The sequence below is a fragment of the Paenibacillus polymyxa M1 genome (assembly GCF_000237325.1).
In the GTDB taxonomy this organism is placed as follows: Bacteria; Bacillota; Bacilli; order Paenibacillales; family Paenibacillaceae; genus Paenibacillus; species Paenibacillus polymyxa_C.
Genome location: NC_017542.1, coordinates 5,641,774 through 5,658,468, shown reverse-complemented (window position 1 = coordinate 5,658,468; position 16,695 = coordinate 5,641,774). Strand labels below are relative to the sequence as shown.

General features: G+C 47.1%; 12 protein-coding genes. 7 read left to right on the top strand and 5 right to left on the bottom strand.

The genetic code is table 11. The annotated features are described in order from the left end of the window. Positions 1–26: 26 nt before the first annotated feature. Positions 27–2,081 carry an acyltransferase family protein gene (locus tag PPM_RS25410; protein WP_013373707.1) on the top strand — a complete coding sequence of 685 codons (2,055 nt, stop codon included), beginning with the start codon at positions 27–29 and terminating at the stop codon, positions 2,079–2,081. Positions 2,082–2,282: 201 nt separating this feature from the next. Then, entirely contained in the window at positions 2,283–3,230 is a 948-nt protein-coding gene (locus PPM_RS25405; RefSeq protein WP_013373706.1) for a polysaccharide deacetylase family protein, read from the top strand. A gap of 82 nt (positions 3,231–3,312) precedes the next feature. On the opposite strand, the gene PPM_RS25400 is transcribed toward PPM_RS25405, so the two are convergent. From PPM_RS25400 to PPM_RS25390, 3 genes are all read right to left on the bottom strand, one after another. Next, complete coding sequence (locus tag PPM_RS25400; protein ID WP_013373705.1) at positions 3,313–4,440, bottom strand: glycoside hydrolase family 88/105 protein; 1,128 nt, start codon at positions 4,438–4,440, stop codon at positions 3,313–3,315. Positions 4,441–4,489: 49 nt separating this feature from the next. After that, positions 4,490–6,022, bottom strand: a complete 1,533-nt coding sequence (locus tag PPM_RS25395) for an MFS transporter (protein ID WP_013373704.1) — start codon at positions 6,020–6,022, stop codon at positions 4,490–4,492. 111 nt (positions 6,023–6,133) lie between these two features. Further along, positions 6,134–7,483 carry a right-handed parallel beta-helix repeat-containing protein gene (locus tag PPM_RS25390; RefSeq protein ID WP_013373703.1) on the bottom strand — a complete coding sequence of 450 codons (1,350 nt, stop codon included), beginning with the start codon at positions 7,481–7,483 and terminating at the stop codon, positions 6,134–6,136. 333 nt (positions 7,484–7,816) lie between these two features. Here PPM_RS25390 and lepB point away from each other — a divergent pair, with 333 nt between their 5' ends. Next, positions 7,817–8,437, top strand: coding sequence for a signal peptidase I (gene lepB / locus PPM_RS25385; protein WP_013373702.1), 621 nt, complete (start codon positions 7,817–7,819; stop codon positions 8,435–8,437). Between the two features lie 94 nt (positions 8,438–8,531). Here lepB and PPM_RS25380 read toward each other — a convergent pair whose 3' ends face one another. Together PPM_RS25380 and PPM_RS25375 are read right to left on the bottom strand one after the other, a co-directional pair. Further along, on the bottom strand, positions 8,532–9,362 hold the full coding sequence (locus PPM_RS25380; protein ID WP_013373701.1) for a carbohydrate ABC transporter permease: 831 nt from the start codon (positions 9,360–9,362) through the stop codon (positions 8,532–8,534). Further along, the gene (locus PPM_RS25375) at positions 9,362–10,258 is read right to left on the bottom strand and encodes a carbohydrate ABC transporter permease (RefSeq protein ID WP_013373700.1); all 897 of its coding nucleotides are present in this window, start codon (positions 10,256–10,258) and stop codon (positions 9,362–9,364) included. Before PPM_RS25375 ends, PPM_RS25380 begins: the two co-directional genes overlap by 1 nt. 122 nt (positions 10,259–10,380) lie before the next feature. On the opposite strand from PPM_RS25375, the gene PPM_RS25370 reads away from it, so the two are divergent. From PPM_RS25370 to PPM_RS25355, 4 genes are all read left to right on the top strand, one after another. Then, a complete protein-coding gene (locus PPM_RS25370) occupies positions 10,381–12,240 on the top strand; it encodes a sensor histidine kinase (RefSeq protein ID WP_013373699.1) in 1,860 nt (619 codons plus the stop codon). After that, the gene (locus PPM_RS25365) at positions 12,233–13,879 is read left to right on the top strand and encodes a response regulator transcription factor (protein ID WP_013373698.1); all 1,647 of its coding nucleotides are present in this window, start codon (positions 12,233–12,235) and stop codon (positions 13,877–13,879) included. Before PPM_RS25370 ends, PPM_RS25365 begins: the two co-directional genes overlap by 8 nt. Before the next feature lie 106 nt (positions 13,880–13,985). After that, positions 13,986–15,290: an extracellular solute-binding protein gene (locus PPM_RS25360; RefSeq protein ID WP_013373697.1), complete on the top strand. Its 1,305-nt coding sequence runs from the start codon at positions 13,986–13,988 to the stop codon at positions 15,288–15,290. A 318-nt stretch (positions 15,291–15,608) separates the two neighbouring features. Then, positions 15,609–16,637 (top strand): NADH:flavin oxidoreductase/NADH oxidase, encoded by a 1,029-nt coding sequence (locus PPM_RS25355; protein ID WP_016324888.1) that lies wholly within the window; start codon positions 15,609–15,611, stop codon positions 16,635–16,637. The last annotated feature ends 58 nt before the right edge of the window (positions 16,638–16,695 follow it).

Here is a 16,695-nt window from a genome sequence, read left to right as displayed (position 1 = left end):
TACGATTATGAAGTTTTATATAATGAATGAAAAGGCTACAGGGCATCGCACAGACGATGTGCAGGAGAGGGAAAGGGCAGAAGAGCATTGAAACAGACAGAGAGTTCGAATTTGCAAGAAGGACGGCTGCTGAAATGAAGTCTAATCGGTTGTCGTCACAACGTCGTTATATGCCAGGTTTGGATGGACTAAGAGCACTGGCGGTCATCGCAGTCATTGTGTATCATCTGAATCCGGATTGGTTGCCGGGTGGTTTGTTGGGTGTAGGCGTCTTTTTTACTTTGTCGGGGTATCTGATTACAGATATTCTAGTCAGTCAGTGGGATACATATCATAGTTTTAAAATGAAAGATTTCTGGGTGCGTCGTGCCAGAAGGTTGCTGCCTGCCATGCTGACGGTTGTGGCTGTCATTGTCCTGTGCTCGTTGCTTTTCGATCCGTCACGGCTTACGGCCTTGCGCGGAGATGTACCTGCCGCATTGGTGTATATGAGCAATTGGTGGTTTATTTTCCATCAGGTTTCGTATTTTGAAAGTTTCGGCCCTCCTTCTCCGCTTGGGCATCTGTGGTCGCTTGCGGTGGAGGAGCAGTTTTATATCCTGTGGCCTTTACTGCTGGCGCTTGGGCTAAAGTACATGCCCAAGCGTATTGTACTGGCCGGATGGGTGATTTGTCTGGCGTTAATATCCGCGCTCCTCATGGCCGTGATTTACGTACCGGGAAGCGATCCGAGCCGGGTATATTATGGAACGGATACACGTGGCTTTGCTCTACTGATTGGTGCGGCGCTGGCCTTGGTATGGCCAAGCGGCAAGCTGAAAGAGCATGCTTCTGCGAAGGCGCGCCTGCTTCTCGATGGCATCGGTGCAATCAGCTTGCTGCTGCTATGCCACTGGGCGTGGGCCTCGAATGAATATGATCCATCTCTGTACCGCGGCGGCTTGCTGGGGATTGCTGTGGTCACTGCTATTGTGGTCGCAGCGTTGGCACACCCAGTGAGCCATCTCGGTCGCCTGCTTGGACGCAAGCCGCTACGCTGGATAGGCGCCCGTTCCTACGGACTGTATCTATGGCATTTTCCAGTTATCACGCTAACTACACCTCAGGTGGACACCGATGGTGTGCATGTGATGCGTATCGTTATACAATTGCTAGCTACCATACTGCTGGCGTCTCTCTCGTTTAAATATGTCGAGGAACCGATTCGGCACGATGGATTCCGGCACTGGATTGCAGGAATTCGTTCAGCGGTTCGTCGACAGGTGCGGTGGAGATGGATCTCTACAACCGCAACAGCAATGTTTTGTATAGGTATTGGTGTGGGTACAGTTCACCTGTACGTGGTATCTCCTGACGCAACGTTGCAGGCAGCATCTAGTGATGAGCAGCCAATTGCAAAGGCAAAGGCGATGCCGCCGCTTCACGGAACGGTGTCCGTAGCTTCCAAGGAGCCTACAGCCATCAAGCCACAAGGAGTCCAGGACAGTAAAGCTCCGTCTCAAGCCCAGACGCCTAAAAACACGACAGTCAAGGCTGGTACTGCGGATGGCGTTACGACGAAGACGGAACCTTCGACTACATCCAAACAGGCTAAGTCTATGACAGGCGATGGTTCGAGCGTGACCGCCATTGGAGACTCTGTCATGCTCGATGTACAGTCGTACATTGAGGAATACTTCCCGGGGGCCGTTGTGGATGGACGGATCGGCCGTCAAATGACGGAAGCGCCTGCTGTACTGGAGCAACTGAGACAAAACGGACAGCTGGGTAAGACGGTGATTATTGAACTGGGTACGAACGGCGCTTTTACCAAGGACCAGTTATCTGATCTGCTCGCCAGCCTGAAGGATACGAAGCGTATTATACTTGTGAATACCCGTGTACCACGGCCCTGGGAGAGCATTGTGAACAAGCATCTAGCCGAAGCTGCATCCCAAGATCCGCGAATTACAATGATTGACTGGTATGCAGCAAGTTCTGGTAAAAACTCATATTTTGAGCATGATGGAGTACATTTAAAACCTAAAGGCGCTAAAGCCTATGCATCTTTGCTGGCTGAGGCCCTAACGAAGCAATCTTAATGAGCAGAGCCGCAATGATATTCATAAATTATGCAAATGCAAGATAAGAAACCACCGGGAGTAGGTTGTGCGTCCCCTGGTTGAAGTGCACCCTTAAACTTTCATTGGCTAAACCTCAGAGTTTTGCAATGTTCGTTGTAAGGTGCCCATTCACCCTGCTCCGGTGGTTTTTCTTATTTTGGTGTGGAGGTACATAATCTAATGGAAAAGGGTTATTCACATAGTAGAACAAGTGAGCACCGCTTGAAGAGGAACAGAAGAAGGCTGATACTGATTGCTATTATATTATTTGTGGCAGGCTGTATTACTTTTATTGCGATAAAGGTTTCGGATAGCAAGCCACACGCGCCGACCCAGGAGCTTGCTAAAAAAACGGATTCCAGCTCATCAAATGTTAAAGACAGCGCAGGGGCAAAGGGTAAAGCGGCCTCTCCAAAAAATGATCCCGATGTAGAAGACGGTGCCTTTGTCGAAAAATATTTAAATCAGCAAATGCTAGGGCAAATGCCCGATGGAGCTGATGGTAAAAAAGTGGCCTACTTATCCTTTGATGACGGACCATCCGTGACGGTCACACCTCAGATATTAGATATTCTGAAAAAGCAGAAGGTCAAGGCAACCTTTTTTATTGTAGGTAAAGAAGCCAATGAAAATGAGCACACCAGGAACCTTATCAAAAGAATTGTCAAAGAGGGTCACGCGATAGGAAACCATACGTACTCACATAATTATAAATATTTATATCCGAACAGACGAGTAAATACGGATCATGTTATGCAGGAGATCGAGAAGAACAATCAGGTTCTAAAAAGCATTCTGGGGCCAGAATTCTCCACCAGAATGATCCGCTTCCCTGGGGGCCACATGACATGGAACAGAAGAGATCCACAGGGAATGGCTGCTCTGGATAAGGTTTTGCGTCAAAAGGATTACCATCAGGTGGACTGGAATGTATTAACGAAGGATGCAGAGGGAAGATCCAAGAAAGCACCGGCACTAATCAACCAGTTTATAAGGTCAGTCAAAGGTCGAGAAAAAGCAATCATACTCATGCATGACACCTATGGTAAAGAAGAAACGGCCAAAGCATTGCCGCAAATCATAGAATATCTGAAGAAACAGGGATATGAATTTAAGGTTATGAAGTAAGTAAGATAGGCATAAATGAGGAAAGGACGGGGCTGATCGCCACCGTCCTTTGTGCTATCTAAGAGTATATAGTCCGCATCGTTTAGATGCGCTCCGCTTCTCCCATCGCCTGAATGAAAGCGCCAATACCTTTGGGATCGTTAGTTATAATCGGCTCACTGATATAGTAAGCGAAGGTACCATCCCGGCGATCCTTACCTCCCAGACCGCTTACTTGTACTGTTTTGTTCAGATTCACAAGTCCTTCTTCAGTAATCGTGATAAACTCATCAATAATACCTTTACGGATGATTTCCGCCTCTTGACGATAATGCTCTGGCAGATAGCCTTTGCGAACACCTTTGGCAATAGCATATAGAATCATGCAGGAAGCAGATGCTTCCAGATAGTTGCCTTTCACATGGCCCAGATTGAGCACCTGATAAAAGACGCCGCTTTCCTTATCACGCACTTTCAGCAAGGCCTCCAGTGTTTCGTTCAGCATATCGATCAAGACGGGACGATCTGCATGATCTTCTGGGATGTAGTCCAGCACGTCGACGAGTGCCATGACAAACCAGCCCATTGAGCGGCCCCAGAAATTTTTGGAACAGCCTGTTTCCGGGTTGCACCAAGGCTGCTCCAGCTTCTCATCCCAAGCGTGATAGAGCAGACCCGTTTCAGGATCACGCGTATGCTTGTAGCATAGCTTGAATTGCAGGGTCACATCGTCAAACTCTGATGGATCTCCGAATTCGCGAATAAATTCAGCATAGAACGGGGCACCCATGTACAAGCCGTCAAGCCAAATTTGATACGGATAAATTTGCTTATGCCAGAATGCGCCCTCGCTTGTGCGTGGATGTTTTTCCAACTGACTGCGTAATTGGAAGGCTGCCTTTTTATAGCGTTCATCTCCTGTGGCACGATACAGAGTGAAGAGCAGCTTACCGTTATTTACGTGGTCAATATTGTACTCATCTACTTTATAGCGCTGAATCACGCCATTTTCGTCAACAAAGTGATCCATATGTTTTTTTATATATTCCATATACTTGGGATCACCTGTCAGTTCGCCAACCCATTCCAGACCTCTGTAAATCACGCCATGGTCATATTCCCATTTCTCATAACGTTCTGGACTCCGTTTAAGCACGGATTCGCTCATACGTACAGCCCAGGATTCTGTTTTTGTAGGATTGGTTGTTGGTTGCGAAGTTGAATTTGCCATGATACAGTCACCTCTTCAGTAAAGTTTAATCTGTAATTGTTATTGCTGATTACATAGACGGAGTGTGTGTCTTAGGGTCAACGGGTCTGCTCTTGAAGCCCACATTGTTGTTGCCCCAGCACCGCTCGTAGCTGAAGCCTGTCAGCTGTTCGAACACTTTGCGAGCCTCTGGCTTGGCTGATTTCATCGAGCCGCCGTTTTTGAGGCGGTCAATCTCGGCGATTAGCTTCTTGTGGCTGTCAATATCCAGCTTCATTACGACAGAAGCAATCATCCCGATGATCGCGAGAACGATCGTACCCACCACGAGTACATAAAAGATAGCGTGCTGAGCAGAGACTGGCTGACTTTCAGCTCCGGATACAAAGCCAAAGTTCTGTAACACCCAGCCGAGAATGAAAACGACAACGGCCCGCACCATTTTTCCGGCAAAAGTCATCATACCCGCATAAATACCTTCACGGCGACGACCAGTTAACGCTTCATCCACATCGGCAAGGAACGTGTATTGATTCCAAGGGATGTAGTAGACGCCACCCGTACCAAGTCCCATGAACAGTGTGATGACATATAGCCACATCATTGTATTAGAGGCTCCCGTCATATAGAGCAGGCCATAACCTGCTACGCTAAAGCAAACGACGACGAGTGCGGCGATGAAAGGCATACGAAACCCTTTACGCACACAGAATTGGATGAAGAAATAGGTAGAAATTAGTTGAATGACAGAGTTAAAGCTGTTCAGATTGGATACCATCTCCGAGCTTTGGAACAAGGAGAAAACAATAAAGTACGTAAAAGCTGAAGTAAACAGCCACTCGGCTGAAAATCCGCCCAGGTACATCCCGAGATGATGACGGAACGTCTTGACCCGAAAAGTGGAGGAAATGTCGATAAACAACTTTTTCATGGAATCTATAAAGGAAAGCGGAGCTTCACCTTCCAGTTCCTTTTGCAGTTCTTCACTTGGACGTTCCCAGGAGTTTTTGTACAAGAAAGCCATGGCAATCAGCAGAATTGCTGCAAAAACGAGACCGGTATACAAGAAAGGCAATGGAGAGTCTTTGCCGTAAGCAGCAATAAAGCGACCAGGGATAAAAGCGGCAGCAAAATTGGCGATTTTACCAAACATGGCCTTCCATCCAGTCAATCTGGAGCGTGCGCCGAAGTCTCGGGTCATCTCAGACGCTAGTGCTTCATACGGCACCATGACAGAGGTGTACACCAGTTCAAACAGCACGTACGTACTCAGGTAATACCAGAAGCCCAGCCCATCTATCCAAAGCATCGGATACACGAGCATCAGCGGGATACCCATCATGATGAAAAAACGGCGTCTGCCGAATTTACGGCCTAAGCGGGTTCGGTGAAAGTTATCGCTGATAAAGCCCATGATCGGATTGCTGACCGCATCTATGATGCTGGCAACAGAGAAAATGGCTGCGGCCTGAACAGGAGACAGTCCGCAAAAGGTTGTATAAAAGTACATTAACCATGCACCGCTAATAGCAAGTGCGCCACTTCCCAGCATGTTACCGCTTCCATAGGCAAGTGTATGTTTCAGTGTGATTTTTCGTTCCATGATCTGTTCACCTCATATTTTGTCTGGTTATGAGGACAATCACCGGTCGCTATATTATGCAGAATTGTCTAGGTTGGTAGATGGGCCAGGCGTCCTGATTAGGTAGAGCTTTTACCGTGCCCCTATATTTCCGCTCGGAGTACCCGAGCCAATCAGATCGCTTCCTTTGGCCAGCTTAAGGAAATCACCCAGCTGGATGGAACCGTCTGCGCCTCGAGTGATGGAAGGCACGAGACTGACAAAGTCGTCTGCACTGGCTGCGAGACCTTTGGCATTCGTCGTTTTTTTGTTTTTCCACCAAACGTTTGAGTTATCTTGATCTGTGCCACTTGTTTTATCACTTGCTGTTCCTTCAAAAGAGAGATTGTTAATGAACACGTGTTCACCCTTATCAAAGGCGAAATTGCTTTGTCCATTGTCCCATGAAGTATTGTTGGTCAAAGTAATTGTGCCAGGGTTGCTATTGTAGGTGAATCCGTGTTTTTTGTTCTGGAAAGCAATACTGTTTTTTACAATATGGTTGACTTTGATTTTGTCTCCACCCAGCTTAAAGCCGTTGCCGTCACTGTTCGCAGTAGACGTTCCATCAGAGGTTTGCCCGTTGTGATGGGCCACACTGTTCAAAATGGTTACGGCACCGATAGGGCCTGTTTCCGTTTTGCTGTACAGATCCCAGCCATCGTCTACGTTGTACGCTGCCAAGCAGTTATCGAACACATTGCCTGATCCTACAGTCAGTTTGGCTGCGAAGCCATCGGCATCCTCACCATTATCGGGATCGGCATTATCATGAGAGTAGGAATTCAAGATCAAATTGTTCGCAGGCCACTCACTGGTCGAAGCGTTAGGGGAATAACGCCCGAGCTGGAGTCCGGTGTCCCGATTGTGGTGGGTTTCCACATTTTCAATTCGGTTATTACTGCCGCCGATATAGATACCGTTATCTCCGGCACCTTTGACTTCAAGACCTTTGACCAGCCAGAAGTCTCCGTTAAGCTGAAGTCCCCGATTGGCTGAACCAAAGGCCTGAGCAGAAAAATCAAGTACAGGCTTTTCGCTACCGTAAGCGACTAACCCCTTGAGTGAGCCGTTACTGCCGTTATTTCCACGCTGAATTGTAATCGTTGAAGAGTAGGCGTAGTTACCACCGCGCAGGTAGATGGTTTTACCAGGAGCAATTTGTGTCAGTGCTGCTTCGAGGGTGGTAGGACTAGATATCGTGCCTGGATTGGACACGTTACCATTAGGAGCTACATACAAATCACCTGCCGCTAACGTGGTGGAAGCAGCTGCTGAATCGGTTGCACTGACGGCTTCCTCTGTGAGTGTGGTAGAGGGGAGGTTGTTGGATGGAACATCTGCGTAAGCGGTTCCAATAAGGCAAGAAGAAGCAAGAACAAAAGAAACACCGAGTCTTAGAGCGTTAAAGCCGTTTTTTGAACGATCATTCCGTTTAAACATGTAAATTCCTCCTTATCTGAGCTCATATTTTAAAAGAAGATAGCACATATAAAAGTGGATCATGCTGTCTTTCCATTAAAAAATAGGACACCTCCTGGGGGGACAGATTGATCTATCATAAGTCCAAAACGCTCTAAGAAGTATATGCACAGTGTAATATATGTTAACGTTTGCATCAACAGTTTTTTATTGTTTTTTTTGATATTGTGAAAAAAAGTTCACACTTTTGTTCCAACTAAAAATATGGTTTTGCCAGGCTGGGAAAATTTGATTATACTTAAACATTATACATATAATAGAAATGAAAATTGGGAGAAAAGGTGGGTTTAGCGCATGGAGAGCGGGAAGCATTTGACGAGTTCAACTTCCGAACCATTGCAGGAAAAGCGACCGCGAATGAATAATGAGATGATCGATTGGCTTAAGGCAATTATTGCAGCCATTGTGCTCGTGTTCATTATACGTTGGCTGTTATTTGCGCCATTTATTGTTGAGGGAGCATCCATGGAACCGAATTTCAAAACAGATGAACGAGTGGTCGTGAATAAGGTGATTTACGATTTTCGTGACCCCAAGGCAAGCGAGGTTGTTGTATTCCATGTAAAAAAGGAACAAAAGGACTTTATTAAGCGTGTTATTGGAGTGGCTGGAGATACAATTCAGTATCAAGGTGATCATCTTTATGTGAACGGTAAGAAAGTAGAGGAGCCATACATTCAAGGAGCTATCCAAGATGCTCACGCCAAGGGAGAATTATATAATAATGTGGACTTTCCAAACGGAACTATAACCGATTCCAAGGTTCCTGAGGGGTATATTTTTGTGATGGGTGACCACCGCAATAATAGTAGAGATAGTCGTGCTATTGGTTTTGTTTCCATCAAGGACATTGTTGGACGTGCGGATGTGATTTTTTGGCCGATGGATAGCGCGCAATGGGTTAAGCATAAATAATGTCAGAGTACGGGCATGGACATCACGAAGACAAGAGGACTTGCGTAAACTTGACGCAAGTCCTCTTTGGGTCATCTGTAATGATGTAATTGCCTCAACCTTTGACGGCCCCGGCCACTACGCCCTTAACAATGTATTTTTGTAGAAAGATAAATACGATAATGGAGGGCAGCACAGCCATTACCATCGCGGTCATGGCATATTGCCAGTCTGATGTATATTGCCCAACGAAGGTATAGGCAGCCAGCGTAAGTGTTTTGGTGCTGGGTGAGCCGTTAACCATGAGAAGTGGAAGCAGAAAATCGTTCCATATCCACATCACGTCGATAATAACAATAGTGGCGGTGACCGATTTCAGCAACGGGAAGATGACGGAAAAGAAGAGCCGAAAGCCTGAGGCTCCGTCGATTTTGGCGCTTTCGTCAATTTCGACCGGGATGCCTTTCACAAAGCCGTGATAGATAAACACTGCCAGCGGGGCTCCGAAACCCCAGTACAGCAGGCCGAGTCCCCAAGTGCTGTCTGCCAAATTCAAGTCTTTCGCCAGTCGCAAGACAGTGAGCATGATGGACTGAAATGGAATCAACATCGGCATAATGCACAGCATGTAAATGGCGGAGCTCCACTTGCTTTTCGTCCGTGCCAGCTTATAAGCAGCGATGGAGGATATCAGCACAATGCCTGCCAGCCCGAGCACAGTAATAATCGTGTTATTCAGAAATAAACGAGGATAGTCAATGAACTTCCATACGTATACGTAGTTATCCAGCGAAAGCTGCTTGGGCAGCGCAATGACGTCGGTCATGACCTCAGCGAAGCTTTTGAACGAATTGTTAATGGCGAGAAACAGCGGGTACAAGAATAACAGCGATAATACAATCATGCCCGCTTCCAGCAAAATACGTCCTGTACGGCTGCGTTGCATCAGGCTTCAACCTCCCTGCGTTTGAAAATAGACAATTGAATAATCGTAATGATCAGTACTGCAACGAATAAAATCAAGGCTTTGGCTGTTCCGTAGCCATACAGATTGTTCTGGAACGTATCTCGGTAAATATCATACGCAATGCTGTATGTCGTACCTCCTGGTCCACCGCCAGTCAGAGATAAAATGACGTCAAACACCTTGATCGAGTTGGTCAGTGCCATGAAGACCGAGATCGTAATCGAGGGTGCGAGCATTGGCAAAATAATACTGAAAAATCTCCGGATCGGCCCTGCTCCGTCAACGATGGCAGCCTCTTTTAGATCCTCAGGTACAGATTGCAAACCTGCAATATAAATGACCATGTAAAAGCCAATGGATTGCCAGATGGATACCGCCAAAATGGAAATAAACGCGAGCCCTTCCTCGCCTAGCCAACTGAGCTGGAAGATGCCCCAGCCTGTACTGTGGTCCAGTGACTCAAAGCCTTGCATAAAGATGAATTTCCATATAAAGCCGACAATAACGAGGCTGAGGATATAAGGTATAAAGAAAGCCGCGCGTAGCCAGGCCGAGCTTTTGAGCTTCATGTCGAGGACGAGTGCCAGCAAAATGGCCAGCACGTTTACCAGCACAATGTACAAAATGGCGTATTTGATTGTAAACCAGGCTGCATGTGCAAAGTTAGCGTCTCCGAGCAGGATTTGCTTGAAGTTATCTAGACCCACGAATTTCGGATGTTTGGATATACCGTTCCACTTGGTCAGGGAATAGCGTATCGTCATCAAAAACGGAATATAAAATGCAATTGTAATGCACAAGATTACGGGCAATGTGAATAAACCAAATTCCAGCTTGCTGCCCTTGTCGCCCCATGTTCCCCTTTTTTTCAGCATAACGCACCTCTTTTTCTCAGCATTTTCCGGTCTTTCGCTCCAAGCTGTTTAAGATATAATGAAAGTATAGGATAGCCCCTAGGGCCGGACCAATGGATTTAAGAAAACAGTTGAGGGTAAAAATGTGTACGCTTTCAAAAGGAGCGGTTATCATGATGTCAGGGCGTGTAGGGACAATTCTTCGATCCATGTGGAAGCGGATTACGCAAAAATTAGTGAACAAGCTCATTCTGCTTTTTACGTCGGTGATTATTCTGGTGGTGGGCTCACTCACGATTATTTCCTATCAGATGATTGAAAAGGAGTCGGTCAACCATAGCATCGCCAGCACGACGAATAATCTGCTGCTGGTCAATCAGAATTTGGAGGATTACTTGGAGGGGATGCAGCAGCTGGCTCTGCCACAGCTTCGCTATAACGATATCATGAACGCGATTGCTAATGAGAATCGGGACTATGCTGCACGAATGGTCATTGAAAATTACTTGCGCAACATGTTTTATTCCCGCAATGATCTGGAAGCGATCTATCTATATGTGGCGGACCGCCATCAATACTACGTAGTGACTAGGGAGACGTATAACATAACGGTACGCAAAGGAATAAACACGGATCTTCCCAAGCTTCCCTGGTATAAAGAGGCGATGGCCAGCACTGCAAACGAATCATTTCAATCCTTTGTGGAATCCCGCTCTGATATGGGCTATGTGGCGCCGCAAGCCAGCTTTATGGCTTACCATCGAGTGCTGAGATCGATTGCATCCCGTCACCCGCAGGCAGTGTTGTCCTTTTATTACAACACGAGCGCCGTAGATGAAATCATGCGGAATATTCCACTGGGTAAAGGGGACCAACTGATGCTGATCAGCCCCGAACGGGTTCCCTTTTATGTGAACAGTCTTCCGCTGTATGAACGAATGCGTGATTCTGGAGTATTGGCTCAGATCGGAGAGGGAGGAAGCGGACAAGTAACGTGGTCAGACAGCAACAGCAACCAGGAGTATTTGGTCGTTTATGATGCAGGCCAAAAGGACGGGTGGCAGCTCATCAAGCCGATTCCATACCGCCAAATTTATGAAGCCGCTACGACCACACGGAATTGGAGTTATGTCATCGGGGCTTTATTTTTAGGTGTGTCTATTATTTTGGTGACATTGACCTCGAACGCGATTACCCGACCTTTACATAAGCTATCTACCCAGATGAAACGGTTCAGCACCGGAGATTTTGAGGCAAGGGCTCCTGTGAAGGGGCACGATGAGATTGCCTATTTGTCGCTGCATTTTAACGAAATGGTCCAAAGAACCGAAGAACTTATTAATGAGCGCTATCGTATGAAGCTGGTCGAAAAGAATGCCATACTCAAGGCGCTGGAGGCTGAGATTAATCCCCATTTTCTGTATAATGCCTTACAAGCCATATCCACACAGGCATTAAAGCGGGAGATGTTCGACATGGCGGATATGGTCGATGCATTGGCCCAAACTCTGCGCTATTCCATCAACGGCAAGGATATTGTAGCTGCCTGCGAGGAGCTCAGGCATATTGAACGGTATATAGGTCTGCAAAAGGCAAGATTCGGGGCGAGACTTCGAGTCGAAGTGGTATGGGAGGACACGCTGATGGAGCTGCCGATTCCGAGATTATCCGTGCAGACGTTGGTAGAAAACTCTATCAAGCATGCGCTGGAAAAAGTATCAAGTGACATTCTGATCGTCATTTCGGCCGAATCAGGTGCTACAGACGCTACAATTGCAGTCAGGGACAACGGACCTGGAATTTCAGAGGACAAGCTGAAAGTAGTGCTGGATTCGTTCGATGAAAAATGGGAAGACCGGGAGAGCGAGCATATTGGCCTGAAAAATCTGAACACACGGTTGAAGCTTTTGTATGGAGATCAGGCAGGGTTATTCATACTTACGGATGAAACAGGAACAGAAATGAGAATGCAAATTCCCCGGGGAGGAGTCAGCCATGTATAACGTATTGATTATTGACGATGAAGAACCGTTACGCGAAGCCATTCGTATTGTTGGAGACTGGGATCGTCTGGGTATCGAACATATTTATGAGGCGACGAATGGAAAGTTGGGAATGGAGCTGCTGGGTCAGCACCCTATCGATGTGGTGATGGTCGATATGAAAATGCCGGAGATGAATGGCATTGAATTTCTTCGTGTTATCGAGAAGGCATATCCCCATCTGCTGACGATTGTCATTAGTGGCTACAACGACTTTGAATTTACACGACAAGCGATTCAATCGCGGGTGGTAGATTATCTGCTCAAACCTATCAACCGCCAGGATCTGAATCAGGCACTGCGCAAGGCGGTGGACATTCTGGAAAGCCGTAAGCAAAGCCAAGACGAGTTCATTAATCAGAGCATTACGCTAAATATGTCACTACCGAAGCTGAAAGAAAAGCTCTATATGTCCATTTTGGACGGTAGCTTTAAAAAGCAGGCCAATACCGCGTTGCTGCCATTGATTGGAGCAGATCAGCAGGAGAACCGCTTTGGCGTGATCGTGCTGCGGCTGCTGAACAGGGATGAGATTCGCAGGACACGTTTTCATGGCGATGCCGATCTGATGGATTTTGCTGTAACGAATGTATTAGCGCAGACATCAGATGAACGGTTGCGTTGTTTTAGCTTCCCCCATCCGCGAAGAGAGCGTGAGGTCGTTTCGATCTGTACCCTGGCCTCAGGACAACAAGAACATATGTCCCTCCTACTGGCACAGGTGGCACAGAAGGCGGTTGCGAACCTGCATGGGCTGTTCAATATGGTGGTAGCAGCCGGCGTGGGCAAGCTCTGTACAGACGTGGTGGAGTTGGCTTCTGCTTATAGGGATGCCAAGACGCTCATTCGCAGCACGGATGTGTTGAAGTTGGAAGGAGAATCTATTCTCCATACGGTGCCCCGGCAAGTGGGTGCGTCAGAGGAAGTGCCATGGACGGATCGACTGTTGTCGATCCAAAAGGATGCTCAGACCGGTCAAGCAAACCGGGCAAAGGTACTACTGAGCGATCTGTTGAAGCAATTGGCAGCAGGCTCTGTTTTCCGTTTGCAGGATGCGGACCGATTGCTGCGGGAGTTCCATTTTTTATTGAGAGAAGCAACGATTGAGCTGGGTACGCCTGTGTCTGCGCCTAATCAGGAGGAAACCTTAGGAGAACTGGGGCGCGTGGTTGAAGGCAATCTGTCTGCTGATTTTACGAGCTTTGCCGACTATAGTCAGAGATTACACCGCATGCTGGAGCTTTACATTGCCGGGGTCCAACATGCACAAGCGGGAAACCAGCCCTTTGATATTACAGAGATCAAAAGGTATATCGACCGTTACTATTTTGAAGATATCAAAATCTCATTTTTTGCCGAAACCTATTTTTTGAGCCGGGAATATCTGATGAAATTGTTCAAACAGCAGTTTGGTTACGGCATTCACGAATATGTACAGAAGGTCAGAATGGACAAGGCAAAGGAACTGCTGGGTGATTCCAGTCTGAAAATTCAGGAAATTTCCGATATGCTCGGTTACAAGGATAAAAACTATTTCAGTAAGGCTTTTCGCAATTATTATCAGGTGTCACCGTCGGAGTATCGCGTGAGCCTGCAATAAACCACTTTTTTACCCTTAACGCTTCACTAATCTGCCTTTTTAAATTGGACTATATTTTTTAGAATGAGCGCATGGACGTTGATCACAAACAAATGGGGGAGTATCCATGTTAAAGAAGATGATGGCGTTATCCGGCAGTTTGCTTTTGACGGTCGGTTTGTTGAGCGGATGTGGAGGCAGCGGCGGCACAGATGCGGCTAAAGAAAGCACTGGCGGCAAAGAAGATTTGAAAACGGTTACAATAAATATGTTTACAGCCTCACCGGAGTATACCGATGCTTTTAACGCGTATATCGAGGAGTATAAGAAGGTCAAACCTAACGTGAAGATCAATCTGGAGATCATGCAGGCAGACTACAACACCATTCTCAAGTCAAAAATAGCTTCGGGTAGTACACCGGATGTGTTCCAGACCACGGCAGGAGGCGACATCGACACCTATGCTGATTATAGTGCCGATCTGACCAATGAACCGCTGGCAGCAGCCATGACGGATGCTGTCCGGGCGAATATGAGTTCCAGTGACGGCAAGGTGCTCGGACTCCCGGTGAAGGGGAACCTGTTTGCGTTGATTTACAACAAAGATTTGCTTACCAAGGCTGGGATAACCTCCCCACCGAAGACAATTGCGGAGATGCAGGATGCTGTTACTAAGCTAGAGGCGAAAGGTATTACTCCATTTGCTAATGCGTATAAAGAGTGGTGGGTATGGAAGCATATCTTCCAACACTATGTAGATGCTGCTGCGCAGGATGCTGGCGTAGAGCCGAAGCAACTTGTTAATGATTTTATTGCAGGTAAAGCGAAAATCAAGGACTACCCCGTGCTGTACAACAACTTCTTTAGCTTCATCGATCTGACGGTGAAGCATGGTACAGATAAGCCGCTGGAACGGGACAGCAATGCAGAAGTGAGCGATTTTGCCTCTGGTAAAGCTGCGTTTATGACGGGCAAAGGTGCATGGGACGAGGAAGCAATCAAGAAAATTAATCCTGATCTCAAGATAGGCATCATGGGATATCCGGTGAGTGACAAAGCGGATCAATCAGTCATCATTACTGGTGCGGATCAGGCGCTGCGTATCAACAAGGATTCCGAAGTATCCAAGGAAACGATTGAATTCTTCAACTGGCTGTACACTTCGGAATACGGTAAGAACTGGTTCTCCCAAGTAGCGAAGGTAATCCCTCCAATCAAGGATGCGCCGCTTCCTGATCTGGAAATGCCTAAGGAAATGGAGAGCATTTTGAAAACATCCAAGTCTGGTGATCTGTCTGTCAACTACTCGCTGGATACATTCCACCAAAAGTTTGGCGAGCTGATGCAAGCTTATATTAGCGGCAACATGAACAAGGATCAGGCGGTTGCAGAGATTGAGAAGGCATGGGTTCAATTAGGCTCAGCGCAATAAGACTAGTTTTCGCAGAGGTGCCCGTAAGGGCGCCTTTTTGTGTTATGGCCAAGAGTCGGGAAAAATGCAGACAAAAAAATATTTAATAATATTTAAATATTTACTTGCAAAAAGTTATTAAGTTGTGGATAATAGATTGTGTGCAATATATCTACAACATACGATATACATAATGACTGCACGGTGCAAATATGAGGGATACTCCAGTTGGGGAATCTCTTTGTTTCGTTTGGACTGTGCCGATTATGCTTATAATAGACCGTGTAATTTGGAACGTATTTTCATTTATGTGGTAGAGATAAAAAGGAGATGAACGCTTTGACGAATTCGTTGTTTACACCGTACACTCTGAAGGATTTGGAATTGAAAAACCGGGTGGTTATGGCGCCGATGTGTCAATACTCGGTGACAGACAAGGACGGAATTCCGAATGATTGGCATCATGTCCACTACCTGAGCCGGGCTATTGGAGGCACGGGCCTGATTATTATAGAAATGACGGACGTGGAACCGGATGGACGGATTACGGATTACGATCTGGGGCTTTGGTCAGATGAACATATTCCGGCGTATAAAAAGCTGGTTGACGGTATTCATGCGCACGGGGCCAAGGTTGGCATACAGCTTGCCCATGCAGGCCGTAAAGCTGAGGATGCAGCAGAGCCGGTGGCTCCTTCGGCCATTGCATATCCGGATGTGAATTATAAACAGCCGCGTGCATTGACCACGGAGGAAGTGCGTGGCATGGTGCAAAAATTCGCAGACGCCGCCCGTCGGGCAGTTCAAGCAGGCGTGGATACGATTGAGCTTCACGGTGCACACGGTTACCTGATTCACCAATTCCATTCGCCAGTTACGAACAAGCGAGATGACGAGTATGGAAAGGATCTATCCCGTTTCGGCGTAGAAGTCATTCAGGCTGTGCGCAAGGAAATGCCTGCGGGTATGCCGTTAATCTTACGCATCAGTGCGGTGGAATACGTAGATGGTGGATACGATGTGGATCATGCCATTGAGCTGAGCCGAGCATATCAGGCTGCAGGCGTAGATATGATCCATGTCAGCTCGGGCGGAGAAGGCCCGGCTGGAGCCAGAAAGCCAGGCAACTATCCGGGCTACCAAGTGCCGTTTGCTCGCCAAATCCGCGAGGCGCTAAACATCCCAGTAATCGCCGTCGGTATACTGGATGACCCAGCCTTGGCGCAGTCTGTAATCGGCAATGAGGATGCCGATCTGGTCGCTGTGGGACGCGGATTGCTGCGAGATCCTTATTGGGCGATTCATGCAGCGGTGGCGCTGCGTGGCGAAAAGCCTTCCGTACCTGAACAATATCAACGTGGCTACTGAGGCCTAAGTAATCCCACGTTGTTTATATATAAACAGGCACCTGCAACGAAGTGTACGC

Bases quoted from the DNA above. Each gene is read 5' to 3' on its own strand.
- PPM_RS25380 (WP_013373701.1), bottom strand. From the start codon at position 9,362: ATGCAACGCAGCCGTACAGGACGTATTTTGCTGGAAGCGGGCATGATT.
- PPM_RS25360 (WP_013373697.1), top strand. From the start codon at position 13,986: ATGTTAAAGAAGATGATGGCGTTATCCGGCAGTTTGCTTTTGACGGTC.
- PPM_RS25375 (WP_013373700.1), bottom strand. From the start codon at position 10,258: ATGCTGAAAAAAAGGGGAACATGGGGCGACAAGGGCAGCAAGCTGGAA.
- lepB (WP_013373702.1), top strand. From the start codon at position 7,817: ATGGAGAGCGGGAAGCATTTGACGAGTTCAACTTCCGAACCATTGCAG.
- PPM_RS25390 (WP_013373703.1), bottom strand. From the start codon at position 7,483: ATGTTTAAACGGAATGATCGTTCAAAAAACGGCTTTAACGCTCTAAGA.
- PPM_RS25410 (WP_013373707.1), top strand. From the start codon at position 27: ATGAAAAGGCTACAGGGCATCGCACAGACGATGTGCAGGAGAGGGAAA.
- PPM_RS25395 (WP_013373704.1), bottom strand. From the start codon at position 6,022: ATGGAACGAAAAATCACACTGAAACATACACTTGCCTATGGAAGCGGT.
- PPM_RS25365 (WP_013373698.1), top strand. From the start codon at position 12,233: ATGTATAACGTATTGATTATTGACGATGAAGAACCGTTACGCGAAGCC.
- PPM_RS25400 (WP_013373705.1), bottom strand. From the start codon at position 4,440: ATGGCAAATTCAACTTCGCAACCAACAACCAATCCTACAAAAACAGAA.
- PPM_RS25370 (WP_013373699.1), top strand. From the start codon at position 10,381: ATGTGTACGCTTTCAAAAGGAGCGGTTATCATGATGTCAGGGCGTGTA.
- PPM_RS25405 (WP_013373706.1), top strand. From the start codon at position 2,283: ATGGAAAAGGGTTATTCACATAGTAGAACAAGTGAGCACCGCTTGAAG.